This window comes from Terrihalobacillus insolitus, from assembly GCF_028416575.1.
Lineage (GTDB): Bacteria > Bacillota > Bacilli > Bacillales > Amphibacillaceae > Terrihalobacillus > Terrihalobacillus insolitus.
This window is the reverse complement of sequence record NZ_JAMQKB010000001.1, coordinates 454328-481233: the sequence shown is the minus strand read 5'-3', so window position 1 is coordinate 481233 and position 26906 is coordinate 454328. Positions and strand designations below refer to the sequence as shown.

Genomic DNA, 26906 nt, shown 5'->3' with positions numbered 1-26906 from the left:
TAGCAACTACATAAAGCGGGTGGGCAGTTGGCACTCCCTGTTAGAAAGGGGGTGTTGCAGATGGTGACATACGAAGCAATGAACATGCTATTTCAATTTGGCATTTTCTTGGCTACACTTTTAACAGCTGTTGTAGCTATTATCGCACTTGTCACCAATAGAAAAAAGAAGTAACCTCTTCCACCGCTCTTGGCTAAAGAATGTGGAGTAGCTACTTCTTTTTTTGCAAAAAACTACCTACATTAAGGCTAGCCGCTCTTCATGCGGCATGTATGTTGCAACTCGACTGGGCGTTCGCAGCGTCCAGTCTTTTTATTATAGTTACATTATACACAAAATTATACCTGTTTAAAAGATATATGTGCCATTATACATTATAGGGAGTTAGACTTGCCCTCTCCCTCTGTGAGATACTCCACTTTATCGAACACCTATATCATTTTAATTAAGGATACTTCACTGATATCTGTTATTACAGTAACTGAATTGCTACAGATGTCTACGCTCATCATTACGAAAACGTTTGAGCCTTTAACGATTTATTTATTGGCAGCAGCTCTTTATTGGATAGTTATCACATTCTTTACAGTAGTTTTAGATAACCTTGAAAAAAGAACCTCCAAACACGTCGTATAGGATACCATTATTCGCAACTGCCGTTCGGATTCAATAACCGTATCCTAATAATGGGTACAAGGGGAGAAAAATGTGGAGATCATAAAGCTTGAAAATATAAGTAAACGTTTCGATGATAATCCTGTTCTAAAAGGGATTGATATGCGTGTAAATAAAAGCGAGGTAGTGGTCATCATGGGACCAAGCGGATCAGGAAAATCTACCCTTCTACGTTGTATCACTTTTTTGGAGGAACCAAATGCTGGTGTTGTATCACTTGGGGGAAATAAAGTGGAAGCCAGCCATGAAAAGAGAAAAACGGACATTAGGTTGCTCCGTCAAAATACAGGCTTTGTTTTTCAACAATTTAATTTATTCCCCCACAAAACGGCTCTTGAAAATGTTATGGAAGGGCCGATTGTCATCAAGAAAATGGATCGACATAAGGCGAAAGAATTAGCCGTGTCCTTACTAGATAAGGTCGGTTTAGCGAATCGTATGGACCATTACCCAGCCCAACTCTCGGGCGGTCAACAGCAACGAGTCGCCATTACGCGCGCTCTATCCATGGAACCTAAGGTGATGTTATACGACGAACCAACGTCTGCCTTAGACCCTGAGCTAGTCCGAGAAGTACTTCAAGTCATGAAGGATCTGGCAAAAGAGGGAATGACAATGGTAGTCGTAACGCATGAAGTAGCATTTGCACGCGATGTTGCGGATAGGGTGATCTTTATGGATGACGGTGTAATTGTTGAAGAAGGAAGTCCACAAGAAATATTTTTTAATCCTAAAGAGGAAAGAACAAAACATTTCTTACAAGATGTGAGTGAAGAGGTTTAAATTCTGTTAGGTGAAAAGGTGCTTGTTGTTATATACAAACAAGGCACCTTTTTTTGCAAGGGTTCGTCTCTCCTTCTCCTTCAAAGACCACCAATATAAGGGGTAAGGGAATAATATTTTCTATCTTGTAGAATTACCAATACACCAGTGACCACTGTCATAACCATTTCTTCTCGATTATTCTAGGGTGTCTGGACTAAAAAACGTGATGATTATGCCTTATTATTGAATCAATTTGGCATAAGGAGTTCTCATTATCTAGATCGTGTACTCCTTGGTATTTTTGATTCCAATTAATCTTTTACCGTTTCTTCTTGCCATATGTATCACATTCTTTATAATACGTATACGTCGGTGTACCCACGTATCAAAGGCAGATGGAGTCAGCTCGTATTCTTTGATAATTTTACTTCTGAGTTTACCTGAAAGGTGCAGCAAGACAATTTGTTCTTTAAACTATTTTGAGAATGTTCTTCTTTCCCTTTTGTATGACCACTAGTATCAGATAGATCTAGTATGAAATTTATATTGGAACTACCAAACATACACACCTCCCACCTTCTTCCTTTCGATTATAAAAGTGATAGGGGGTGAGAGATATGGCGGTAGAAACAAAGGTTGATTCCGGTTGCAGCTTGTATTGCAGGATGGTGTGGATTCAACACGATCCTCAAGACAAAGTCATTTAACAATGTCAAAACAGCTGCAACAGCAATCCAGCTTTTTGTAATTACTAACGCACTAGTTCCATTGCAGCAACGTCCGCTTCAGTCTATTGAGCGTGACAACGACTCTGTAATCACATAGGTGTAAGAAGTTTATCAAACGTTTGAACAAGAGGGGGTGTAAAGCAACTGAAAACCTTGGAGCTTAAATTCTTTAATCAGGACAACAAGCGGTAACCATTTCATTGGAAAGTTCAGTAGAACTAGCGGAACCAGTGGCAGTTAACCAAGCAATCGATGCCATCATCACACAAAATGCATCTTTCTCAGCAGGTGGTGACATCGTTGCAAAAAACAAGCACGCATCGTAGAGCGAAGCGTGTTCGACATTCAATTATAATCTAACTAAGGAGCGGCGGCATACGCCCTCCTTTTCTTGTTAAATGTGCTACCGTACTTTCATAAATGATCATAAATGAGCAAAAAAGGGGAAGGAGAGGTGGGATTTGGATGTCTTTTCTGACGGATGTTGGATTTCCTTCACTTGCTCATGATTTAGCATCCTTATTTTAAAAATCATAAACAGTCATTGACAATGCGCTTATAATCATATAAAATCATAATTAATCATAAACAATCACAAATAATCAATAGATCATCAAAGTAGAAAATCTAGCAGGGTGTGATCAACGTGTTATATGGAGAAGAGCGGCAGCAAAAAATAGTGAGTTATGTAGAAGAAAACGGGAGAGCATCCGTTCTAGAACTATGCCAGAAATTCGAAGTCTCAGAATCTACTATTCGCCGGGATCTGAAGGAATTAGAAGAAATGAAAATGCTGAGAAGACAGCATGGGGGCGCCATTGCAAAGGAAAGTGTTACCTTTGAACCGACTTTCTCAGAGAAATCCATTCGTTTTTTGAGCGAAAAGAAAGCGATTGCAAAGTATGCTGTTCAATTCATTCAAGAAGGGGATTCGATTCTGATCGATTCAGGAACGACGACAAAACCACTTGTTGATGAGATTAAAAAATTATCTCAATTAACAGTTGTTACGAATTCCGTTGTTTTTGCAAAAGAATTAGAAAATTACCCGAACTTAGAAGTCATTGTTCCTGGGGGAAAGCTTCGGACAGAAACGCTCGCACTTGTTGGGCCATTGACTGAGCTTTGTTTAAGTAACCTTCATTTTGATAAAGCATTTATCGCGACAAATGGTTTGGATCTTAACGAGGGGTTAACGACACCTAATTTAACGGAAGCTGCAACGAAACGGAAAATGATCGAACAATCAAAACAGGTAATTGTGATGACAGATCATAGCAAGTTTCAGCGTATTAGCTTTGCTAAGTTTGGTATGATCGATCAAATAGATCATTGCATTACAACGGAAGGAGCACCAACCGATATTTTAGTAGAATTACAAAAACGAGGGGTAGAAGTGCACACTGTAACCGCACAGGAGGACGATTAAATGCAACCAGTCATTACCATCACATTAAATCCTGCCATGGATAAAACGGTTATGTTACCCAATTTTCAATTAGGGGCGTTAAATAGAATTACAAATGCAGTTCAAGTAGATCCAGGTGGAAAAGGGATCAACGTAGCGAAAGTACTTCAACAATTCAATACGAAGGTCATTGCTTCAGGGTTGATTGGAGGGGATCTAGGGAAAAAATTACAGAAACAAGTCGAGAAACTTGGAATTGCTACCGACTTTGTAGAAGTGGATGGTGAAGTACGAACAAACCTGAAAATCGTTGATGAGCAAACGAAACAAACGACCGAAATTAATGAACCTGGATTTACCGTATCGATAGAAGATAAACAACAAATTAAAGAAAAAATATCCAACCTAATGGACAATGCATCTTTTCTTATTTTAAGTGGCAGTATTCCAAACGAGATGGAAGCGGAGGTCTATTCTAATTACATTCATTTGGCAAAAGAAAAAGGAGTTAAGACGATCTTAGATGCAGATGGTCTAGTTCTAAAACATGGCATAGATGCTAAGCCCTTTGCAATCAAACCCAACCTCTATGAATTAGAGAAATATATTGGCAAGAAGCTACCCAATGTAGAAGCTGTCGTGGAGGCTGGGAAAAGGTTGATCGGTCGCGGTATCGAACTCGTTATTGTCTCGATGGGTGAGGCAGGAGCAATCTTTTTAACGGAAAATGATGGCTGTCATGTGAAACCATTTTCGATCACACCTAAAAGTACAGTTGGTGCTGGAGATTCGATGGTAGCAGCCATTGCCTATGCGTATGGTAATCATTTTTCATTTTCAGAAATGGCGGCTTGGGCGACAACTGCGGGCACGATCACCGCGTCAAAATCAGGTACTAACGTCTGTTCTTTGAAAGAAGTAAGAGATGCTTTATCAAAAGTGCAGACGTCGCAATTATATTAATTTATCTCAATAAGGGAGGTTTTCAAGATGGAAAAAAAGATCTTGGCAGTAACAGCTTGTCCAACAGGAATTGCACATACGTATATGGCAGCGGAAGCGATCGAAAAAGCTGCGGGTGAAAAAGGTGTCGATATAAAAGTAGAAACGAGAGGCAGCGTAGGGGTAGAAAATGAATTAACGGAAACGGAAATCCGTGACGCTCATGCCATTATTCTAGCTGCAGACACCGATGCTGGTGAGAGTCGTTTTGCAGGAAAAGCTGTGGTGTATGCGTCGGTTGGAGAAGCGATCAAAGGTGCTGCTGATTTAATCGATCAAGCTTTGGCAAAAAAAGCTACTTCTGCTGAAGATTATGTGGAGCAAGTACAGCAAGCGAAAAAAGAGCGCAGTGCTCAGCGAAAAGGGCCATATAAACATTTGATGAATGGTGTTTCTGCGATGATCCCACTTGTTGTTGCTGGTGGAATTGCGATTGCATTATCATTTATGTTTGGTATTAATGCAGCCGAAGAAGAGGGAAGTTTAGCTGCAGCTCTCATGCAAATTGGTGGTAGCTCCGCATTTGCGTTAATGGTTCCAATTTTATCTGGTTTCATCGCCTATTCGATTGCAGATAAGCCTGGCTTAGCTCCTGGCTTAGTTGGTGGTATGCTTGCCTCAAGTGGTGGATCTGGATTTTTAGGCGGAATTGCTGCTGGTTTCTTAGCAGGTTATGTCGCGAAATTTTTCAAAGATAAAATTCAACTTCCGAAAAATTTAGAAGGCTTAAAGCCAATATTAATTATTCCGGTCTTGGCAACATTAGTTACTGGTCTATTAATGATTTACGTAATTGGAACACCAATTGAATCAATCATGACTGGACTAGAAAATTGGCTAAAAGGGTTAAACTCTGGAAATGCCATTTTCCTTGGGTTGATCCTGGGTGCAATGATGGCGTTTGATATGGGTGGTCCAGTAAACAAAGCAGCATATGCATTTGCAACAGGACTACTTGCAAGTGATTTGTATGCACCAATGGCAGCAGTTATGGCTGCTGGAATGACACCGCCACTCGGCTTGTGGTTGGCAACATTAATTCGTAAAAACAAATTTACGAAAGAAGAGCGAGATGCAGGGAAGGCAGCAGGTGTACTTGGAATTTCCTTTATCACAGAAGGAGCCATTCCATTTGCAGCAGCAGATCCATTTCGTGTGATCCCATCCTTAATGGTTGGTTCAGCCGTTACCGGAGCGCTTTCCATGTTATTTGGAGCTGGTTTAAAAGCTCCACATGGTGGTGTTTTCGTCCTTGCTATTCCGAATGCAGTAACCAATTTACTACCTTATGCTCTAGCCATCCTTGTCGGTACGATTGTGACAGCGATAATGGTTGTATCATTGAAGAAGACGGTAGAATCAAAAGTTAATACAAACTCCTCTAATTCAAATGACGTTGCAAGCTAACGGGTATGTGACAAAATGTTGCGGTGTTTTGAGGTAGCATCTTGTCCTTTATAGAACACAGAATGACCAAAACATCTAAGGGGTGATTTCTAATGGCACTAACAGATTTATTAAAAACAGAACACGTACTACTTGATATTGAAGCAGTATCAAAAGAAGCATGTATCGATCAGCTCACTTCTGCAATGGAGCAAACGGGCGTTGTCCATGATGCAGATGCATACAAGCGAGCAGTGTTAAAAAGGGAAGAGGAAGGAACGACTGGGATTGGATTTGGAGTAGCGATTCCACATGGTAAATCAAGCGGCGTATCTCAACCAGGCCTTGCATTTGCCCGTGTAACAAGCGATGTCGACTGGGAATCTCTTGACGGTACCCCAGTTAGACACGTTTTCCTTATTGCGGTACCTGAAGAACAGGCTGGGAACGAACACCTTCAAATTCTTTCTCAGCTATCGAGAAAATTAATGCATGAAGACTTTCGTGAAAAACTACAGTCAGCCACAACAATTGAAGAATTGATTGGTGCATTAGAATAAAGATCAAGTTTGCCCTCTGATTTCGATCAGAGGGCAATTTTGATTTGACGTCATTTTTAACACATATTTAAAATAACTTTGGAATACCAGTTATTAAAGCATAGATCCCCATATAAGTCATCATGATCACTATGATTATTCCAAATATTGTCATCCAAACCCGAAACTTGCTGCAAGTTGTTCGGTAAAAACCGTTGTCTGTGTTAAAAAGCCTGGACCAATAGCTGAAGTCGCCATTAAGAATGCAGCACCCATCAGTACCCTGGCATTATTCGTCTTCATTTGTTTGCCTCCTCGTAGATGTATGAATTAATTCAGGTAATCACTAATCTTTGCCACGTTTATATTTGCATTCCTCAATGCTTTAGATATGTATTTAGCAAAATCTAAAGCACTAGGTCCGTCTCCGTGTATGCATATGGTATTAGCTTTTATGGATACGTCACCTCCCTGAGTTGATTTAACTTTTCCTTCTTTAACCATGCGAATTACTTGATTAACTGCCATTTCATGATCCTTAATCAATGCATTCGGTTCGCGTCTTGATGTCAATGTGCCGTCCTCTTGATAAGTCCGATCCGAAAAAACTTCACTTGCAGAACGAAGACCGACTTTTTCTCCTGCTTTGAACAGCTCTCCTCCAGCCAGTCCGAAAAGAACTAACTCGGGATCAACTTTATATATTGCCTCTGCTATTGCTTCAGATAATCGTTCGTTTTTAGCGGCCATGTTATATAAAGCGCCATGTGGTTTAACATGTTGCAGTTTTCCGCCTTCCGATTTTACAAAAGCGTCTAATGCACCAATTTGATATACAACAAGGTCATAAGCTTCTTGAGGAGAAATATCCATGTTTCTTCTTCCGAATCCTGTTAAATCCTGGAATCCTGGGTGTGCGCCAATCCCTACGTTTTTTTCGAGTGCCAAACGTACTGTCTTACGCATTGTTGAAGGATCCCCTGCGTGAAACCCGCAAGCTATATTTGCAGAGGTAATATAATCCAGAATCTCTTCATCTCTCCCCATTTTGTATGCTCCAAAGCTTTCTCCCATATCACAATTTAAGTCTACCGTGTACATCTGAATTCCTCCTACCTTAATTTAAGTAATATGCCTTGCATTAACTGTTGGATTTTCATTTCTCTTTCCAAATAAAGATGTTGGGCTTCTTCATGGGAAACTTCAACAAAACGGACTAGGTCTCCAGGTTTTAGCTGTGCCATCAGTGGTAAATCGACAGTTGCGATTTGTCCAATCTTTGGATAGCCTCCTGTAGTTTGCCGGTCTGCTAAGAGAACGATGGGATTCCCGTCTGAGGGGACTTGGATGGTTCCGAAATTTACTGCTTCAGACAACATTTCTGATGCTTCTTCTAAAGACAGTGAGGGACCTTTCAAGCGATATCCCATACGGTCTGATTGGGGTGTAATTTCAAACGGTTGTGAAAAAAATGTATCCTGACTCTCTTTTGAAAATAAATGGTATTGTCTTCCCTTCATCACACGAATCGAGGGAATTTTTTCGTAACTAGGGAATAGGTCAGAAGCGACAGACCAATCTGCTTCTGCAAAATTTTCATCACCTGAACATTTAGACAGTTCGTCGATCATTCTAGCTGAAACATCATTTATAGGCTTGGTTTCCAATTTGTCACCCACATTAAGTGCGCGCCCTTTGAAACCGCCTAAACCCGCCCTAAGATAAGTAGATTTACTATCCATAACATTTGGAACGCCTATTCCTCCAGCTATTGCCAAATATGCTCGGCAACCACTTATACATTGACCAAAGCGTAATTGACTTCCTTCTTTTACAAGAATAGGGCGCCATAATCTTACAGGCTCTCCATTAATCGATGGAGATAAATTTCCGCCACAAATTGAGATGAGTTTGTCTTCTTCAAAATCAATGACAGGCCCAAGTAATGTTAGTTCTATGGTTGCTTCATTTTCTTCATTACCTACGAGTAGATTAGATGTGCGATGTGCAAGTTGGTCCATAACACCACTTGTGATTACTCCATATTTTTGAAAGCCATATCTTCCTAAATCTTGAACACTAGTCAGGAGGCCTGGCTTGGTTAGTGAAATCATCCTTCCTCCTCCAATTCCTTGTATCTCTCATTGGATATAGGTGTAAATTTTATCTTATCTCCTGCCTTCAATAGACTTGGAGTAGCCTCATTAGGGAGAAAGAGCTTTATTGGGGTTCTGCCGATAAGTTGCCAACCTCCTGGTGTTTCTATAGGATAGACACCAGTCTGCTTTCCAGCGATACCAACTGTTCCTGCAGGTATTTTTAATCGTGGAGACGTGCGTCTAGGTGTTGCAATCTTGTCTGACATACCACCAATGTATGGAAATCCAGGAGCAAAACCGATCATATGCACCAAATAATCCCCTTTTGAATGAATATCCATAACTTCTTTAGTAGTTATTCCGTTATAGGAAGCAACATGTTCTATATCTGGTCCTAGTTCGCCACCATAACAAACGGGTATTTCAACGATCCTAGGTTCTGTTGTTTCGTTCAGCTGCAATTCTACCAATATTTTGTTTAATGCATCACATGCATAGTCGTAGGGAAACTTTAAGAAGTCGCTCTTATGTTTCTTTTGAATTTTGACTGGATCGTAAAATACAGCTACTGTAGTAAACGCAGGTATATACTCAATTATCCAATCAAATGGTTGTGTATCAAAAAAGGAGCATAATATTTCGACGTTTTTTTGGGATTCTATATTCATCTCTTCGCCAACTTCAATAATGACCGCGTTATCACCTAATGGATGCAAACGAAACTCCATTACTACACCCCTTTTTTAAGTCTATCAAACTTCCCATTCGTTCAAATCAATAAGCTTATTCTTAAATAGGCAAGATAGATTTTCATAGCCTAAACATAGTTGTCTAAATTATAGTATACTATAAATGAAGGGACAACATGCTTACGAAAAAGTACTATCTTATTTAAATAGAAATGGGTGGTTTTTTTGAGAAAACATTCGATTAATAACGATGATCAAGCACAAGGACAGTTGTCGTTTGATAGTTTGTTGGACGACTATAGCCACAATGGCATTTCAAAAACAATAAAGAATAACTGGATCGTCAAACAAGACAGAAAAACGTTTCCTATCAATCTGGTAATAGATTTCAACAGATTTATAGATTACATAGCACATCATACAATTGAACTTACAAATTCAACAGGATCTATTCCTGAAGAACATCTATCCTTGATCAAAGAACAGATGACAATTGAAAAAAAGAATGTACCATTTCACACTCAGCAGGAGCACGATCATTACATGCACCTTTTTTACCATATTGCACTTGCTGGTCAATTAATTGAGAAGGTTTCAGTTGACTTGAATAACACTGAATTAAGAGTTGCGAATAGATGGAACTTGTACAGCAAATTGATGGACACAGAAAAATACCTTTTTTTGCTGGAAACGTTTTGGGTCGACGTAAATTGGGCGGAACTTCTAAATAAAAGTTTTAATTCCGTTCATTATATACTTCCTGATGTTTTCAAAAAGTTAATTAGTGAAAAGTCAGGACCGCGATTGGTAATGGATAAGGAACTTTTGCTAGCTAATCTTACTTTTGATTGGAATTACTTCTTTCTTTATCTGGAGTGGTTTGGCATATGGATTTGTGAAAATGATCAGGAGAAAGTGGATCAATACGCTAACGAAAGTCGTTTCGTCCCAACAACCATAACTGTTACTTCATTTGGTAAAAAGATGGTTCCTATTCTATTGGATGAAAGAAATCTCTTATCATGGAACATACCATTGCGACGCGAATACGGAGAGGCAAATCCGATTCCAGGATCAAGATTTTCTGAGGATGCTGGGAATTTGCCGAAAAAACGTAAAGCCCAAGCCCATAGAAAAGATAGTGTCCCAGAACCTTTTTATCAAGCTTTTGCACCTCTTTTTTACAAAAGAGACTTGGCAGGCACCTTACCCAGAGTTACTACTGCTTCTAATCAATACTCATGAAGATTTGGTGCTGATAAGTATGAAAAGCCTATGAAAATTATTGAGCTCGAGTTAGAACTAGAACAGGAAAACCACTGTAGGGAGCGTTTTAGTTGTAAGTACTTTAGTTTCCTTAATCAATCGAAAAGGAGCTTTGAAGTTTTCAATTCAAAGCTCCTACATCTTTTTTTCGGTGATTAAGGGGGAATTTCTGCTGCCATCTGTTTTCAAGCCGACTCTTTCACTCTCAGTTTTCTTGCTTCTCTTGCTTCAAGAATCCATTTCATCGTTGGGGTTACAATTAAGAGGATAAAGAGAACTCTAAATAACTGAAAGGTTACGACATAGGCAGTGTCTGCATGGATGGTAAGTGCTGTGACACTCATTTCTGCAATACCACCGGGTGCAACTGCTAAAAATAGGTCTTTAAAGGGTGTTGCCCAAAGAAGACTAAACAATTCACTAATACCGAAACTAAAAGCAAGCAGTATCACATTTGAGCCAAGGGCAACAGATACCATTCGTGCCGTAAAAAGGGTTCGATCTATTTTCATATTATAGCCAAGGTGTGCGCCTAAACTTAGCTGAGCACCATTTAATAGCCAAGTTGGTAGTCCAACAGTTGTGTCAGGGATGATGGTTGTCTGAGCAACTGCTACGATTAGTAAAGGGATTAGCATGAATGGAATGGGCATATTTATTTTCTTTCCAAGCCAAATTCCAATTGGGCACAACGCAAGCAATAAAAGGAACAATTCGGGTTCCATTGAAAAAACGTTGTTCGTTATTTGGGAAATTGAATTTGAACTACTACTATCCCCATAAAGAACGTTCGCAACGAGCGGAACCAGTATTAATACGAGAAGTATCCGTAACGTTTGCATGAACATAATAACCGACTCGTTCGCTCGCTCCATCTCTTCCCCGACAATCACCATCTGACTTAGACCACCCGGAAAACTTCCTAATAAAGCGGTAGTTGAAGAAATTCCAGTTAACTTCATTACAAAAAAAGCGAGAAGTAGTGTGAAACCTATTAACAAAACTGTGGTCAATGCCATATAGGGTAAATATGTTGCCATTTTATTCGCGGCTTCACTCGTAAACGATGCCCCTAGTTGAATTCCTAAAAGCAAAAGAGCGAGGCTGCGTAGCTGTATCGGCCAATAAAATAAAAAACGTTTTGGGAATGTAATTTTTAATACAATAACCGCTAAAAGTGGACCGAGTAGCCATGGGAGAACCATCCCTGTCACGTAGAGGAGTGCACCTGCTAAAATAGCGACAACAAGGGTAAATAGAAATGGAATCACTTTATCTTTTGGGTTCATGTAAATCCTTCTTTATCATAGAGATCCTTTTATTATAACACTTTTTATGAATTGCCCACTACATAAGGGATTTGTTAGAAGAACCGAAAAAGCCTAAACCGCTATGATTTAGGCCATTGATCGATATGTTATTGTAATGTTTCTATTTAATGCTTTTTCACAGCGTTGGTACTCCTTGCTACTTGGTCTTTTAATTTTACATTCCTTGATTCATCATTATTGCAATGGCAACTGATTCATATATCCAGAAAACTGTTGGTATGCTTGTTGGATTTTTTGTTGATCTGCAGCTTCCATACTGTACCATCCATTTTTAAACATTAAGTTGTATAAATTGCGTTGGCTATCTTGTGATTCCTGAAATATAGTCAGTATGTCTTGATAGATGGCCTGGTTACTTGCTTCGTTTAAAGCGGTGCTATAGGAATCGGTTATATATTTTTCTGTTGTTAGCATATCATTTACGAAATCCCTATCATTCATTTGTGGTGTTTTTGGGACTTGTGTTTCTGGGTTTTGTATTTTTTGATTTTGATTTTGTTGTTGACTCAATTTTAGCGCTCCTTTCCTACATCATGGTTTGAGGATTTTGATTTAAGTGTTGAAGTAATGTATTGTAATGGTTTTGATGCATTTGGCACACTTGTTCTAATGCTGTTTTTATCTCGGGTATGGTACATTGTTCCGCATAAAAATGTGCTTTTTTGATAGCATTTAGATTCCAAGACAACATATCTGTAAGGTATAGTAAATCCTTTGAACTTACCACATTAGGTGGTTGTGGCATGGGTTGTGCTTGGTTTTGCCCCATTGGTTGATTTTGTTGTTGCATAAGAATGCCCCCTACCTGAATTTTTTCTACTTTAATTTTCCCAAGTGATTCAAATATATGTGTGAAGTTTTCTAGATAATTTTATCGATGGGGTAGATGAAACCGTGGCTTTAAAATAAGCTATTAAAAGGTCGTGCTTATTTAACAAACATCTATTATAATAATCGTAGGGGTGATGATACTGTGGATAAGCAAATTATTGATCTGCTAACAGAAATGAATAAAGAAATGAAAGGTATTAAATCAGATATGCATTCTTTAAAAACAGATATGCATAATCGAATTGATACTATAAATACAGATATGCATTCTTTAAAAACAGATATGCATAATCGAATTGATACTATAAATACAGACATGCATTCTTTGAAATCAGATATGCATAATCGAATGGATACTATAAAAACAGATATGCACACTTTAAATTCAGACATGCAAAACCGATTTGATACTATGAAAACAGATATGCAAAATCGATTTGGTACTATACAAACAGACATGCATAATCGATTTGATACTATTGAAGCAAAACTTGATGGTGTTGGTGGGCAGTTTGAATTAACGAATGAGTCAAGAATTAATGAAATGGATTTTATTGTTGATAAGGTAATTAAAATGGAAAAAGAACTTTATATTTTAAAAAACCAAAATAGTAATTAAGAGTACTTAATAAATATAAGTAGTTCGATTCAGAGATAGAAAATTTTAAATAACAATTGTATTAACAAGCGAATTGACAGACAAATTCGCTTTTTTGATATAAACAAATTTCAGTAAATGATATAATGGATTTAAAGTATTTAAGAATGTGAGTGATGTGTTGTGATTAATGATGTTCTTCAAGAAAAACGTGACATAATATTAAAATCAGCAGGTCAACACGGTATTCATAATGTTCGTATTTTTGGCTCGGTTTCAAGATTAGAAGATGGACCTTCAAGTGATCTAGATTTACTAGTGGATTTCGAGGAAGGAAGAAGTTTATTTGATTTGATTCGCTTTAAACAAGAAGTTGAAGACATAATAAATACTAGAGTAGATGTCGTGACAGAAAACTCGATTCATTGGAGTATGAAGGAAGAAGTTTTAAGTGGAGCCATTCAACTATGAAAAGTGACAAGCTCTATTTGAGGCATATTATGGAGTGTATAACTAATATTGAATCGTATCTTCCAAATGGAGAAGATGACTTTTTCAGTTCAAAATTAATCCAGGATGCAGTCATTCGTAATCTTGAGATTATTGGAGAAGCTACAAAGCGAATATCAAAAGTATATAGAGAACAACACTTGCATGTACCTTGGCGAGAAATGGCTGGACTTAGGGACGTGTTAATTCACGATTACTTTGGTGTAGATAATGGGATCGTTTGGAACGTTGTAGAAAAAGAAATACCACCATTAAAAGAAAAAATTAATGATTTGTTAGAACAATCGTAGGAATTTAAAACGCTTGGGCGATAAAAGTAATCCAAGCGTTTTAATTTTGAGGAAAATAATACTACATTGAAAATGATACATTGTGAACTAATACACTTAAAGTAACAGATGGCTTTAGTTGAAGAACAAGTCATTAAATTATAAAAAAACGCAGAGGATGCTAACTCTGCGTTTTTCTGTGTGATTTTGTTGTCTAAAAGTATGCGATTTACCTTGATATTAACCTTGCGAATTCAGTTTTTCTACTTCACAACCAAACTACTTATAATAAATACGCACTCTTTTTTGTTAGTTTATTTTCTTGTGTTAGTTACCTGTAGATTCTTATTCTATGACAGGATAGTGGATCATATAATTTAGAAAGCGGTCAAGCTATATAAATAAGGGAAATGTAATTCATAGAAGTTTGCACTTTTTTGGATCTATTCATATTCTATTTTCTGCTATAGGAGGAGTGTCAACTTGAAAGATTTAAAGGAACTAGACAAAAAGCATTTCATTCACCCAACTTCTTCGATACAACAACAGCAAGACAAAGGAGCAAAACTAATTGTAGAAAAAGGGGAAGGCATATATTTAACAGACACGGATGGCAGAGTATTCATTGATGCGATGTCTTCTTTGTGGAATGTCAACATTGGACATGGTAGAAAGGAATTAGCAGAAGCAGCCGCACAACAAATGGCAAAACTTTCATTTAGTTCGACCTTTTCAACGTTTAGTCATGAGCCTGCCATTTTGTTGGCAGAAAAAATTGCTTCGATTGCGCCAAGCCATTTAAATGCAGTCTTTTTTACTTCAGGTGGTTCAGAGTCTAATGATTCTGCGATCAAGTTAGTTCGTCATTACTGGAAAATACAAGGTCAGCCGAATCGTCGTAAAATCATTACTCTGAAGCGTGGTTATCATGGGGTTGCAGCGGCTTCGACGAGTGCGACTGGAATTCCTGAGTTTTGGGATATGGCAGGTCATTTAATGAACGATTTTCTCCATGCTGAATCTCCATATGAAAAAACTACAGAGCAAGCAATCACGTCTTTGCGTCAGTTAATTGAGTTAGAAGGTCGAGAAACAGTAGCTGCCGTATTAGTCGAGCCAGTTCAAGGAGCTGGTGGTGTGTTAATTCCTCCTTCCGATTATTTACAAGAGGTTCGTGATCTTTGTAATGAAATAGGTGTTTTATTTGTTGCTGATGAGGTTATCACTGGGTTTGGGAGAACCGGAAAAATGTTTGGTACAGAAAATTGGGGAGTAGTTCCAGACATGATGACGTTTGCTAAGGGTGTTACGAGTGGCTATCTACCGCTTGGAGGTGTCCTTGTGTCAGACCAGGTGCACGATGTATTAAAAGGCAAATCAAAAGGCACGTTATTTCATGGGTTTACGTATAGTGGCCACCCGACAGCAGCTGCGGTAGCAATGAAAAATATTGAAATTATTGAACAAGAAGGATTGGTTGAGAATTCTCGTGAAATGGGAGAGGTAATGCTACAAGGATTCAAAAAGGTGAGAAAAAATGTAGATATTGTTGGAGACGTTCGTGCTGTTGGACTGCTTGGAGCAGTGGAGCTTGTTCAAGATCCTGACACAAATAAGCATTTTTCTCCAAATTTGCAGGTTGCGTCAAAAGTGATTGAGGCTTTACACCAAAGAGGAGTAATATGCCGTTCTGTAACATATGACAGTACAGACATTATCTGTTTTGCACCTCCATTAATTATAAGTCAGTCAGAAGTGCATACGATGGTCGAAAGACTGCATGATGCGATTTTGTCTGTCCAAAAAGAGCTCTAATTTCGAATGAATGCTATTTTACTTTAAGTGCGTGTTCAAAAATTCCTCGAATTTTATACAAGCCAACGAAAGCCGGCGGACGTTTGACACGTCCTGTGTCAAACGTCCGATCAGCCCGTCGTGGGCAAGCAGATGCGGACTTATCATGGGATGATTTTTTGAACAACTTCTTTAGGTATGTGTTCCATTGCGTCAATAATTTTCGGAAATATCTAATTTCTATTAATATAGAGGAGGTTATTGAATGAGCAATCAACAGTTAAAGAAAATATTAGGTAATCGGGACGTTCTAGCGCTTGCGTTTGGTGCAATGATTGGCTGGGGTTGGGTCGTAACAGCAGGAATATGGATTACAGAAGCGGGGTCAATGGGGGCAGTTCTTGCTTTTGCTATTGGTGGGTTGCTAGTAGTTTTAGTGGGTCTTACCTACGCTGAACTGGCTTCAGCACTTCCACTTGCAGGAGGGGAGCATGTATACAGTTATAAGGCAATAGGAAGGGTTGCCTCTTTTATTACAACCTGGGCAGTTATTTTAGGGTATGTGTCGGTTGTAGCGTTTGAAGCTGTAGCACTGCCAACTGTTTTTGAATATTTGGTTCCAAATTATAGTAAGGGATATTTGTACACGATAGCGAGCTGGGATGTGACGTTTACATGGGCTGCGGTTGGAATATTAGGTTCCATTTTTATTACGTGGATAAACTATCGTGGAATTAAGTTGTCTACTGCAATAACGTTTATTCTTACGATCGTAATTATTTTAGCGGGAGTATTATTGATCACTGGAAGTACAGTCTCAGGAAACACTCAAAATATGCAGCCCTTATTTGACAAAGGAATGACTGGTTTACTAACGGTTGTCATTATGACACCGTTCATGTTCGTTGGATTTGATGTTATTCCTCAAGCGGCTGAAGAGATTAACCTACCACAAAAAAAGATTGGTCAATTATTGATTGTTTCTGTAGTACTTGCCGTTGTTTGGTATATTGCTATTATTCTAGGGGTGTCACGCGTACTTTCACCATCCGAAATTAGTAATTCAAGCCTGGTGACAGCTGATGCAATGGCAAAAGCTTTTGGGAATAGTAATCTGATGGGGAACATACTTGTTCTCGGTGGCATTGGAGGAATATTGACAAGTTGGATCGGTTTCTACGTTGGCGGAAGTCGAGCAATATACGCACTTGCTAACGCGGGGATGTTGCCTAAATCATTAGGAGACCTACACCCTAAGCACAACACACCTTACAAAGCTATTTTATTAATCGGTTTCATTAGCTCCATTGCACCACTCTTAGGTCGACCTGCACTTGTTTGGTTAGTGGATGCGGGTGGACTTGGGTTAACGGTAGCATGGTTCATGGTAGGAATATCGTTTATTATTTTACGCAAAAAGGCACCACATATGAATCGACCTTTTAAGCTTAAAGGTGGTACTACTATCGGGTGGTTAGCTGCATGTATGTCAGGTGGCGTTGCATTACTTTATATGCCAGGGATGCCATCCGCATTAATTTGGCCGTATGAGTGGTTGATCGTCGGATTGTGGACTATTTTGGGTATAATCCTTTACAAAGTTTCAATGGCGAAGTATGGAAAGGAATCTGTAGATAAGCATATGAAGGATGAAATTAATAGAGTAGCATAAATGTAAAAAGTCCCACATTAATGGAACGAGTTTACTAGTTAGGTGCAAACAATAGAATAACAAAGCTATGTACCCAAACAGGATCGGAAAACAACCAAACTGGAGGAAAGTTTGATAAATTAACTTGTTGACAAAATATAAAAACGTGTTATGCTATCATTTATAAATTAAATATTTGTAACATTGTAATTCTTCTTATCAAGAGAGGTGGAGGGACTGACCCTACGAAACCTCGGCAACCAGCATATTGTTATGCCCCGGTGCCAAATTCAGAGGGATGAAATCATTCCGAAGATGAGAAGAGAAATTGGACCAATACATATTTAGTCCCTTCTCTCTTCTTAGAGTGAAGGGACTTTTTCATGGAAATTTTTAAGGAGGAATAAAGATGGGAAAAAAACGCATCTACTTGAACGCATTTGATATGAATTGTGTGGGACATCAGTCGCCAGGGGTTTGGAGCCATCCAGAAGATCAGTCATACCGCTATGATGATTTGGATTACTGGGTAAACTTAGCTAAGTTATTAGAAAAAGGTAAATTTGATGGCATTTTCTTAGCTGATGTACTTGGCGTTTATGATGTTTATAAAGGGAACAAAGATGCAGCGGTTGAACAGGCGGTGCAGGTTCCTGCAAATGATCCGCTTTTATTAATTTCGGCTATGGCACATGCAACCGAGCATTTAGGCTTTGGGCTCACCTACTCTCTAACATACGAACAGCCGTATATGCTGGCAAGAAGATTTTCTACGTTGGACCATTTGACTAAAGGCAGAATTGCATGGAATATCGTTTCTTCCTATCTAGAAAGTGCAGCTAAAAATTTCGGCTTGGAGGGCCAAATACCGCACGATGAGCGTTACGAGATTGCGGAAGAATTTTTGGAAGTCTCCTATAAACTATGGGAAGGCAGCTGGGAAGATGATGCTGTAATACGTGACAAAGAGAAAAAGGTATACACAGATCCTACCAAAGTTCATGATATTCATCATGATGGAAAATACTTTCAGGTTCCCGGAGCTCATTTGTGCGAACCTTCTCCACAACGTACGCCTGTACTATACCAAGCAGGTGCCTCTCCACGGGGGAGAGAGTTTGCCGCCAAGCACGCTGAATGTGTATTCACCGCAGGACCGACGGCTGAAGTCGTTAAAAAAGGCGTGAAAGACCTGCGAGAAAAAACAAGAAATTACGGGCGGAATCCGGAAGATGTTGTTGTTTATACTGTTTTCACGCCAATTGTCGGTAAAACGGAAGAAGAAGCAAGAAAAAAATATGAAGAACTGAAGAGTTATGTTAGCTATGAAGGCGCACTAGCGTTACTAGGAGGATGGACGGGAATAGATTTCTCCGAATATGACCCAGAACAAACGCTGGAATACATCGAAAGCAATGCGATTCAATCTGCTGTAGAAGTATTTACAAAAGCAGATCCCGATCACAAATGGACGATTCGTGAACTTGCCACATTTGTCGGAATCGGCGGAAGAGGGCCTGTTGCTGTTGGATCACCTGAACAAATTGCTGATGAATTAGAGTATTGGGTAAATGAGACAGGTGTAGATGGGTTTAATCTAGCATATACACTTGCTCCTGGTAGTTTTGAAGATTTTGTTGAGCTTGTGATCCCAATTTTACAGGAACGTGGACTCGTTCAGACAGATTATGAAGATGGAACGTACCGAGAGAAATTATTTGGTAAAGGACAAAATCGTTTGAAAGACAGCCATCCAGGCACATCATATCAAAATCTTTCTCTATCATATTAAAAAGGTTCGAAAAGTAGCTCGTTTCAGCAAGCTGAAACATCGGGGAATCAGATGGAGTTTCGACTCCACCTGATTGGAAATTCCCACCTACGCTTCGCTTAGAGGTGGGGATCTAAAACCCTAAAACCATTTTAAGATAAAGGATGGATGAAAATGTTCACTTTTTACTGGGTTAGTATTGCAGTGTTTTGGCTTGTAGGTTTATTTGTATGGAACAAACTCTATCCTAAACAGAAGGGGGGAGACTAACGATGGGCGAAGAAACGAACTCATTTGTATGGATCATCGGTATCGTATTGTTTGGATATTTTGTCCTAACCACCTGGCTAGGGAAAAAAGGTTCTGTGCATAGTCGGTCAATGAGGGGGTTTGCGATCGCGAAAGGAAAGGTAAAACCTTGGATTGTCGGGGTTAGTTTCGGAGCTTCTTTTGCAAGTGCAAACTTGTTTCTAGGTGTGCCAGGCTGGGCTTACACATACGGTGCCTCAACATTATGGTGGGCATTGGGATGTTTTGGCTTGACTTGGATTGGCTTACTTTTGTTTGCCAAAACTTTTTGGAAACAAGGTCAGAAAAACGGCGGTAGTTTAACATTGCCGCAGTGGCTTGGGGTTCGATATCAGAGTAAAGCGCTCCAGGTTATTGTTGCTTTGCTCGTTCTATTTAATATCTATTATATAGTTGGTCAAAATGTCGGACTAGCAACGATGTTTGAAACGATTATCGGAATCCCCTATATTTGGGGTATTATTATTGGTGTCGGCATTACGATCGTTTATGTAAGTTTAGGAGGAGCTTTTGCACAGCTCATTAGCGATGGTATTCAAGGAATAATCATGTCAGTTATCTCGGTTTTGCTGTTTATCTCGCTACTTTGGACGATAGGTGGTGGGTGGAACGTTTTAGGTAACTTACACACTCAGCTGAGTAACATCGATGAAAGCTTAGTTGCATCTACCTCAGAAGGTGGGCCATTTTATAGCGGCTTTGCTATTTTAAGCATTCAGTGGCTCTTGTTTACGTTTGCTCTACTTCCTCATTTGATGAACAAAGTGTTGACGATCGAAAAAGAAGAAGACTTGCGCACATTTACGCTATCTTCTGGGATCACCTTGTTTTTGCTATCTGCCTTTTCCGTTTTTGCTGGCATGGCTGCAAGACTTCTGGCACCAGGATTAGAGTCTGCTGATGGTGCGATACCAGCATATATCGTAGAAGCATTTCCACCGATTATTGTAGCTCTTATGGTTACAGGTATTATTTCGGCTATTTTGTCAACTACAGATAGCTTATATCTTGGTTTGACGACAAGCATCGGGAATGACTTGTATAAAATTTTAGTTGTTCCATTCCTTTATAAAAATAAAAATATCTCTGAAAAGAAACTCGATCAAAAGGTGGTCAGAGTATCAAAAATTTCGCTTATTGTTCTAGGGGTATTGTCGTTATATATGTCGATTGACCGCCCTGATTCCTTGGCCCTACTGACACAATTTGGTATATCGGCGATTATTAGTGGGATCATTGCACCTGTTAGCTTGGGCTATTTCTGGAAACGCGCGAATAGACCTGGAGCCATCAACTCAGTTATTTTTGGATCTGGTTGTTATATGATTTTAACTGGTACCGGAATTGTCGAAAACGTATTTCAAGCGTTATTTTTTAGTTCGATTGTAGGATTTGTAGTGATGATTTCGGTTAGTATCGTCGTAGAAAACGTTGTAAAGGAAAAGAAAGCAGTCAGTGCTTAACAGTTAGAAAAAATCAATTCATCAGTTTCAATCATTGCAAATAGTTAGCAGTTCTCCTGTCCACAGCAACAAACCATCAGGATGATTTATCAAGCCCGGTAGTAGCTCTCATTTGCCCTTCTAGCTGCTGCAGGGCGTTTTTTTATGCTACTAACTTTTATTACTGACCTCCACAGCAAATCCTTTTTAATAATGTCATCAATTCTTTTGACAAATCCCCCTTTAGAAACAGTTGAATAGGTTACTGAAACCGCTTTATGATGGAAGTAAGGAAATTATATTTTAGTTTTTACCTTACGAAAGGAGAAATTTATATGGCGGAAAAAGGTATTCGTGCAAAGATACAACGCTTTGGTAGTTATTTAAGTGGTATGATTATGCCAAATATTGGAGCATTTATCGCATGGGGTATTATAACTGCATTATTTATACCAACAGGTTATTGGCCAAATGAACAATTGGCTACATTAGTAGATCCCATGATTACGTATCTGCTGCCCTTACTGATTGGTTTTACAGGTGGTCGCTTAGTACATGACTTTCGGGGTGGAGTTGTTGGTGCTACTGCAACGATGGGTGTAATCGTTGGAGCGGAAATCCCGATGTTCCTTGGTGCAATGATCATGGGGCCATTGAGTGGTTATTGTATTAAGAAAGTCGACCAACTGTTTGAAGGCAAAGTTCGTTCTGGTTTTGAAATGCTTTACAACAACTTTTCTGCAGGTATTGTGGCGTCCATTCTAGCGGGTGTTGCAGTTAAAGCAATCGGACCAATTGTTGAAGGAGGAACAAATGTATTAGCAGCAGGGGTAGAAGCAATTATTAATGCTGGATTACTACCATTAGCAAATGTTCTGATTGAACCAGCAAAAGTATTGTTCTTGAACAATGCGATTAACCACGGTGTTTTAAGTCCAATCGCGGTTGAGCAAGCATCTGAAGCAGGAAAATCTATTCTATTCTTACTTGAGACAAACCCAGGACCAGGATTAGGGATATTACTTGCATTCATGTTCTTTGGAAAAGGTGCATCTAAAAGTTCTGCACCGGGTGCAGCGATTATCCAGTTCTTTGGTGGAATACATGAAATTTACTTCCCTTATATTTTAATGAAACCAACTTTAATTCTCGCTGCAATTGCAGGTGGAGTTAGTGGTGTATTCACTTTTTCAATCTTTAATGCGGGATTAGTTGCAACACCTTCTCCAGGAAGTATTGTTGCTTTAATGGCAATGACACCAAAAGGAGGCTATCTCGGCGTTATTCTAGGGGTGCTTGTAGCAACGGCAGTATCATTCTTAGTAGCTGCATTTATTTTAAAAACAAGTAAAGATAAAGATCGTGAAGAAGATATTTCAACTGCTACTAGCAAAATGGAAGCAATGAAAGGGAAGAAAAGCACTGTTTCAGATCAGTTGAAAGAACAGGCTAGTGGACAACCGTCAACAGTCGAGGAAAGCTTGGACTCCCTTCAAAGCGTAAACAAAGTCGTGTTTGCCTGCGATGCTGGAATGGGGTCAAGTGCAATGGGAGCATCATTGCTCAAAGACAAATTTAAAAAAGCGGACATTGATGTAGAAGTGACGAACACAGCCATCAATCAGCTTCCAAACGACGCAGACATTGTCATCACACACAAAGATTTAACCGATCGTGCAAAAGTAAAATTACCAAATGCGCGTCATATTTCGGTAGAAAATTTCTTGAACAGTCCAAAATATGCAGAGTTAATAGACCAGTTGAAAAAATAAGCAAAGCCCTTCTAATGGAAGCCATCCATCAGAAGGGTTTTGCATTGGGTATTCAATAATGTCAACAGCTATGCGCTTGATTTCTACATTACGAATGAAGTTGTTTTGCATTAGGTATTAAATAATGTCAACAACTACCTTGACGAAAATAAAAGAACTTCATGTTGTATAGTAGATAGCAAACAACTTAAACTAGATATAAGGAAGTTCAATCTAAATTTAATTTTGTCATGAATGTAAAAGGGGGTGAGAACGAGTGTATATTTCTGGAAGAGAAAGAAAGTTACTAGAACTCCTATTACTGGCACAAGATGAAGTTACAATGAAAGATTTGGCTGATACTTTGGAAGTTAGTACACGCACTGTCCATCGGGATCTTAAACATGTAGAGGAAATTTTAAATACGTACAATTTGACTCTACATAAAAAGTCAGGCGTTGGCATTCACATTTCTGGAACAGACCAGAATAAAGAAAATCTAGAGGTAGAGCTCTTTCATGTGACACATACGGATTATACCCAGGAAGAAAGACAAGCTATCATTTTAATGACGCTGTTAGAATCAAATGAACCGATTAAATTATTCAGCCTTGCAAGTGAACTGCAAGTAACAATTGCAACTATTAGCAATGATCTAGATAAGATGGAGGAACAGATAAAAGATGATCATCTGACCCTTATTCGAAAAAGGGGATATGGGGTAAAAATAGAGGGGAAAGAAGAAAATAAACGAGCAACACTTAGCAATTTAATCACCCAATATGTGGATGAATACGATTTTATCTCCATGGTTCGAGAAAACATACAAAAAAAATCAAAGCAACAGTTTGATACGATTTCGAATCGATTACTAGGCTTAGTTGATCCAGCGAAATTGCATGTGATCGAAAAAAGGGTTGAACATATTCGTAAACAACTTCCCTATGGACTAGCAGACAGCGCACATATTGGTCTAGTCGTCCATCTTGCGTTAGCGGTAGAACGCCTGCAACAAGGCGAACTTATTCATTTTGATCAGGAATATTTGGAGCAAATCAAAGAAACAAAAGAATATGAACTAGCAGAAAGGCTGGTTCACGACCTAGAAACAACATTAAAAATGAATATTCCAAGTGACGAAATTGGCTATATTACGATGCATTTAATGGGGGCAAAATTACGTTTTGATCGACATTATCATATTGAAGATTCAAGTCTGAACATTGCATATAAAGCAAAAGAACTGATTAGCTATATTGGTGAACATCTAGGTGAAGATTTGTCACATCAAGATCAGTTGTTAAACGATTTGGTTGGGCACTTGAAACCGACAATTTATCGATTAAAACAAAATATGAAAATAAAAAATCCGATGATTGATGACATCATAAAAGATTATCATGATCTTTTTTCGTTAATTGAGGATGGTGTTCATCGGTTATTTCCTGAAATTACATTCCCAAAAGAGGAGATCGGCTTTCTCGTACTCCATTTTGCTGCTGCATTAATGCAAGAGGAGGAGCAGTTAGAGCTAAAAGCACTCGTTGTTTGCTCAAGTGGCATTGGTACAGCTAAAATGCTGGCAACAAGACTAATGCAAAAGATCCCAGAAATAAAAGAAGTCGATAAACAATCATTGTTTGACCTGGAACAAACCGATGTATCAAATTACGATATCGTAGTTTCAACCATTCCACTAAAAGAAATAGAGAAGGAGTACATGTTGACTTCACCCGTTCTTACACCTTCTGAGATTAAAAATATTCAGCTGATGATCAAGCGGATAAAAGTGAATAAGAGAATGGGGAGGAAGCAACAAATACATGCTGAACAACCTAAAAAGACAGAGCAATCATCAGATACCATTGGACAACTTCAAACGATAAGAAATTATTCCAATGTCATTTGGGATTTAATTGATGGCTTTTGTGTTTTAGAGATTAAAGATAAAAAACCAATTGAGCATATTTTAAGTGTTGCTTGTGACCAGTTAGAGAAGGAAGAAGTTTTATCAGATAAAGCTGAAGTGTTCGAAAAATTGATCAAACGTGAGAAAATGGGTGGACTGGGTATACCTAATACGAAGCTGGCCCTGTATCATACACGAAGTAATTCCATCAGAAAGCCTACCTTTCAAATCTACCGACTCGCTCATCCTGTCCCCGTTCAAGGGATGGATAATCAACAAGTAAGCATTGACCATGTGTTGCTCATGCTTGCTGCAGAACAAACAGATCAAGAGGTACTGGAAGTGTTGAGCTTTTTGAGTGGTTTAATCATTCGCGAACAGGACGTATTTCAATCAGGCGATGAAAATGAAATAAGACAATTTTTATCTTATCATTTGCAACAATTTTTAAATGAAAAACTATCTTATTTGGAAAAAGGTTAAGTGTATCGTTAAAACCGTCATGTATGTAATAGCAATTTATTTAATAATCTTTAAAAGCTTGAAGGAGTGTTCAACTATGACAAAAGCAATATTGACAGAAGATAATATTATTTTAAATCAATCATTAGGTGGAAAAGAAGAAGCAATTCGTTTTACAGGTGATATCCTTGTGAAAAATGGATATGTGGAGAAGTTATACGTAGATAAAATGCTGGAGAGAGAAGAGGTTACATCCACTTATATCGGGAACCATGTGGCGATCCCTCATGGAACGGAGGATGCAAAAAGCAAAGTGAAAGAAACAGGACTTTCGATCGTTACTGTACCTGAGGGCATTGATTTTGGTAATGGAAATGTGGCGAAAATCCTTGTAGGAATTGCTGGAAAAGGGAATGAACATTTAGAGATTTTGTCTAAGATAGCACTTGTCGTTTCAGAAGAAGCAAACATTCAAAAAATATTGGAAGCAAAATCCAAAGATGAAATTCTAAATATGTTCAATGAGGTGAACTAGTATGTTAGCTGTACATTTTGGGGCTGGCAACATCGGTAGAGGTTTTATCGGATCCTTATTATACAAAGCGGGTTACCACACAACGTTTGTAGATGTGAACGATCAAGTGATTAAAGAATTAAATGAAAAACAACAGTATCGTGTCGTTTTAGCTGATGAAAACGAGGATGAATTAACTGTCTCCAACGTTTCTGGATTGAATAGTACGACGAGTCCAGAAGAGGTTATTCAAGCAATTGTCAAGGCAGATATCGTTACAACGGCTGTCGGTCCAACTATATTACCGATCATATCAGATCTTTTAACGAAAGGGTTACGTGAAAGACTGAAGAAGACAGGGCATCCTTTGAATATAATCGCTTGCGAAAATATGATTGGTGGCAGCTCTCTATTGAATGAAGAAGTTTTGAAGCAGGTTACAGAAGCAGAAAAGGAGCAATTTAACCGTGTTTATGGATTCCCAAACGCTGCTGTCGATCGAATTGTTCCGAATCAAACAAATGACGATCTTCTACAAGTTTCTGTGGAACCGTATTATGAGTGGGTTGTAGAGGAAACAGACGTTAAGGGAGAAAAGCCGGACATCCAAGGAATTACCTATGTCAGTGATTTAACACCTTATATCGAGCGAAAATTGTTCACGGTAAACACAGGTCATGCTGTAGCAGCGTACATTGGTCATTCGATGGGATACAAGACCATTGAGGAAGCGATGAGTCATGAGCCAATTCAGGAGATTACACTTGGAGCTCTTAGCGAATCTGGCGAAGTGCTAATCCGAAAATATGGTTTTGATCACAATGAACACCTCAATTATATAAACAAGATCATCCATCGGTTTCAAAACCCATACATTTCAGACGATGTAACACGAGTCGGACGTGGCCCGATTCGAAAACTTGGATCAAATGATAGGCTTATCCGTCCTGCGACTCTTTATTTAAAATTAACGGGAAAAGATCCAGTAAATCTGGCAAAGACGATCGCAGCAGCACTGACCTACCAAAACAAACAAGACCCTGAAGCTGTTGAATTACAGGAAATGATTGAACGAGAAGGTTATCAAACAGTATTAGAGAAGGTTTCTGGATTGGAGAAAAATCATCCGTTCATTGCAATTGTTCAGAATCAATTGGATATCAACTAGGTTAAAAATAAGATAAGTTAGGGATTGTCATGTCACAGA

General features: G+C 38.8%; 27 protein-coding genes, 1 pseudogene and 1 riboswitch. Of the genes and pseudogenes, 21 read left to right on the top strand and 7 right to left on the bottom strand.

Annotated features, from left to right (window positions below; all coding sequences use genetic code 11):
• The first annotated feature begins 60 nt into the window (after positions 1 to 60).
• The 9 genes and pseudogenes from NC797_RS02270 (at position 61) to NC797_RS02235 (ending at position 6524) form a co-directional block, all read left to right on the top strand.
• A complete protein-coding gene (locus tag NC797_RS02270; protein ID WP_272435010.1) occupies positions 61 to 174 on the top strand; it encodes a putative holin-like toxin in 114 nt (37 codons plus the stop codon).
• Between the two features lie 243 nt (positions 175 to 417).
• Positions 418 to 636 (top strand): annotated as a pseudogene (locus tag NC797_RS18390) (ABC transporter permease); the annotation flags it as partial.
• Positions 637 to 714: 78 nt separating this feature from the next.
• Positions 715 to 1458 (top strand): amino acid ABC transporter ATP-binding protein, encoded by a 744-nt coding sequence (locus tag NC797_RS02265; RefSeq protein ID WP_272435221.1) that lies wholly within the window; start codon positions 715 to 717, stop codon positions 1456 to 1458.
• 618 nt (positions 1459 to 2076) lie between these two features.
• The gene (locus NC797_RS18385) at positions 2077 to 2265 is read left to right on the top strand and encodes a DUF1659 domain-containing protein (protein WP_272435009.1); all 189 of its coding nucleotides are present in this window, start codon (positions 2077 to 2079) and stop codon (positions 2263 to 2265) included.
• A 103-nt stretch (positions 2266 to 2368) separates the two neighbouring features.
• On the top strand, positions 2369 to 2494 hold the full coding sequence (locus tag NC797_RS18350) for a hypothetical protein (protein ID WP_334313172.1): 126 nt from the start codon (positions 2369 to 2371) through the stop codon (positions 2492 to 2494).
• A gap of 320 nt (positions 2495 to 2814) precedes the next feature.
• Positions 2815 to 3597, top strand: a complete 783-nt coding sequence (locus NC797_RS02250; RefSeq protein ID WP_272435007.1) for a DeoR/GlpR family DNA-binding transcription regulator — start codon at positions 2815 to 2817, stop codon at positions 3595 to 3597.
• Entirely contained in the window at positions 3598 to 4539 is a 942-nt protein-coding gene (gene pfkB / locus NC797_RS02245) for a 1-phosphofructokinase (RefSeq protein ID WP_272435006.1), read from the top strand.
• 27 nt (positions 4540 to 4566) lie between these two features.
• Positions 4567 to 5985 (top strand): PTS fructose transporter subunit IIC, encoded by a 1419-nt coding sequence (locus NC797_RS02240; protein WP_272435005.1) that lies wholly within the window; start codon positions 4567 to 4569, stop codon positions 5983 to 5985.
• A gap of 92 nt (positions 5986 to 6077) precedes the next feature.
• Complete coding sequence (locus NC797_RS02235) at positions 6078 to 6524, top strand: PTS sugar transporter subunit IIA (RefSeq protein ID WP_272435004.1); 447 nt, start codon at positions 6078 to 6080, stop codon at positions 6522 to 6524.
• A 150-nt stretch (positions 6525 to 6674) separates the two neighbouring features.
• Here NC797_RS02235 and NC797_RS02230 read toward each other — a convergent pair whose 3' ends face one another.
• Genes NC797_RS02230 through pxpB form a run of 4 tightly spaced genes read right to left on the bottom strand, consistent with a single transcriptional unit; the run spans position 6675 to position 9330 of the window.
• A complete protein-coding gene (locus NC797_RS02230) occupies positions 6675 to 6806 on the bottom strand; it encodes a hypothetical protein (RefSeq protein ID WP_272435229.1) in 132 nt (43 codons plus the stop codon).
• A gap of 27 nt (positions 6807 to 6833) precedes the next feature.
• Complete coding sequence (locus NC797_RS02225; RefSeq protein WP_272435003.1) at positions 6834 to 7604, bottom strand: LamB/YcsF family protein; 771 nt, start codon at positions 7602 to 7604, stop codon at positions 6834 to 6836.
• Positions 7605 to 7615: 11 nt separating this feature from the next.
• Complete coding sequence (locus NC797_RS02220) at positions 7616 to 8617, bottom strand: 5-oxoprolinase subunit C family protein (protein ID WP_272435001.1); 1002 nt, start codon at positions 8615 to 8617, stop codon at positions 7616 to 7618.
• Positions 8614 to 9330, bottom strand: coding sequence for a 5-oxoprolinase subunit PxpB (gene pxpB / locus NC797_RS02215; RefSeq protein ID WP_272435000.1), 717 nt, complete (start codon positions 9328 to 9330; stop codon positions 8614 to 8616). The genes NC797_RS02220 and pxpB overlap by 4 nt, the downstream gene beginning before the upstream one ends.
• Before the next feature lie 186 nt (positions 9331 to 9516).
• On the opposite strand from pxpB, the gene NC797_RS02210 reads away from it, so the two are divergent.
• Positions 9517 to 10536, top strand: coding sequence for a hypothetical protein (locus tag NC797_RS02210; RefSeq protein ID WP_272434999.1), 1020 nt, complete (start codon positions 9517 to 9519; stop codon positions 10534 to 10536).
• A 206-nt stretch (positions 10537 to 10742) separates the two neighbouring features.
• Here the strand turns inward: NC797_RS02210 and NC797_RS02205 are convergent, their stop codons facing one another.
• The 3 genes from NC797_RS02205 to NC797_RS02195 form a co-directional block, all read right to left on the bottom strand.
• Entirely contained in the window at positions 10743 to 11846 is a 1104-nt protein-coding gene (locus NC797_RS02205) for an AbrB family transcriptional regulator (protein WP_272434997.1), read from the bottom strand.
• 216 nt (positions 11847 to 12062) lie between these two features.
• Positions 12063 to 12329 carry a spore coat protein gene (locus tag NC797_RS02200; RefSeq protein ID WP_272435220.1) on the bottom strand — a complete coding sequence of 89 codons (267 nt, stop codon included), beginning with the start codon at positions 12327 to 12329 and terminating at the stop codon, positions 12063 to 12065.
• An 85-nt stretch (positions 12330 to 12414) separates the two neighbouring features.
• A complete protein-coding gene (locus NC797_RS02195) occupies positions 12415 to 12678 on the bottom strand; it encodes a hypothetical protein (protein ID WP_272434996.1) in 264 nt (87 codons plus the stop codon).
• A gap of 183 nt (positions 12679 to 12861) precedes the next feature.
• On the opposite strand from NC797_RS02195, the gene NC797_RS02190 reads away from it, so the two are divergent.
• The 11 genes from NC797_RS02190 to NC797_RS02140 all read left to right on the top strand — a co-directional run bounded on the left by NC797_RS02190 (position 12862) and on the right by NC797_RS02140 (position 26867).
• Positions 12862 to 13338, top strand: coding sequence for a hypothetical protein (locus NC797_RS02190; RefSeq protein ID WP_272434995.1), 477 nt, complete (start codon positions 12862 to 12864; stop codon positions 13336 to 13338).
• A 162-nt stretch (positions 13339 to 13500) separates the two neighbouring features.
• On the top strand, positions 13501 to 13788 hold the full coding sequence (locus NC797_RS02185; RefSeq protein ID WP_272434994.1) for a nucleotidyltransferase family protein: 288 nt from the start codon (positions 13501 to 13503) through the stop codon (positions 13786 to 13788).
• 29 nt (positions 13789 to 13817) lie between these two features.
• Complete coding sequence (locus NC797_RS02180; RefSeq protein ID WP_272434992.1) at positions 13818 to 14117, top strand: HepT-like ribonuclease domain-containing protein; 300 nt, start codon at positions 13818 to 13820, stop codon at positions 14115 to 14117.
• Positions 14118 to 14579: 462 nt separating this feature from the next.
• Positions 14580 to 15911, top strand: coding sequence for an aminotransferase family protein (locus NC797_RS02175; protein ID WP_272434991.1), 1332 nt, complete (start codon positions 14580 to 14582; stop codon positions 15909 to 15911).
• 244 nt (positions 15912 to 16155) lie between these two features.
• Positions 16156 to 17562, top strand: coding sequence for an APC family permease (locus NC797_RS02170; RefSeq protein WP_272434989.1), 1407 nt, complete (start codon positions 16156 to 16158; stop codon positions 17560 to 17562).
• A gap of 192 nt (positions 17563 to 17754) precedes the next feature.
• A riboswitch (SAM riboswitch) is annotated at positions 17755 to 17863 on the top strand.
• Between the two features lie 87 nt (positions 17864 to 17950).
• On the top strand, positions 17951 to 19333 hold the full coding sequence (locus NC797_RS02165) for an LLM class flavin-dependent oxidoreductase (RefSeq protein WP_272434988.1): 1383 nt from the start codon (positions 17951 to 17953) through the stop codon (positions 19331 to 19333).
• A gap of 251 nt (positions 19334 to 19584) precedes the next feature.
• Complete coding sequence (locus tag NC797_RS02160; protein ID WP_272434987.1) at positions 19585 to 21084, top strand: sodium:solute symporter family protein; 1500 nt, start codon at positions 19585 to 19587, stop codon at positions 21082 to 21084.
• 314 nt (positions 21085 to 21398) lie between these two features.
• The gene (locus tag NC797_RS02155; protein ID WP_272434986.1) at positions 21399 to 22835 is read left to right on the top strand and encodes a PTS mannitol transporter subunit IIBC; all 1437 of its coding nucleotides are present in this window, start codon (positions 21399 to 21401) and stop codon (positions 22833 to 22835) included.
• Between the two features lie 256 nt (positions 22836 to 23091).
• Positions 23092 to 25206: a BglG family transcription antiterminator gene (locus NC797_RS02150; RefSeq protein ID WP_272434985.1), complete on the top strand. Its 2115-nt coding sequence runs from the start codon at positions 23092 to 23094 to the stop codon at positions 25204 to 25206.
• A 76-nt stretch (positions 25207 to 25282) separates the two neighbouring features.
• Positions 25283 to 25720, top strand: a complete 438-nt coding sequence (locus NC797_RS02145) for a PTS mannitol transporter subunit IIA (RefSeq protein WP_272434984.1) — start codon at positions 25283 to 25285, stop codon at positions 25718 to 25720.
• Between the two features lies 1 nt (position 25721).
• Complete coding sequence (locus NC797_RS02140; protein ID WP_272434983.1) at positions 25722 to 26867, top strand: mannitol-1-phosphate 5-dehydrogenase; 1146 nt, start codon at positions 25722 to 25724, stop codon at positions 26865 to 26867.
• Positions 26868 to 26906 lie beyond the last annotated feature (39 nt).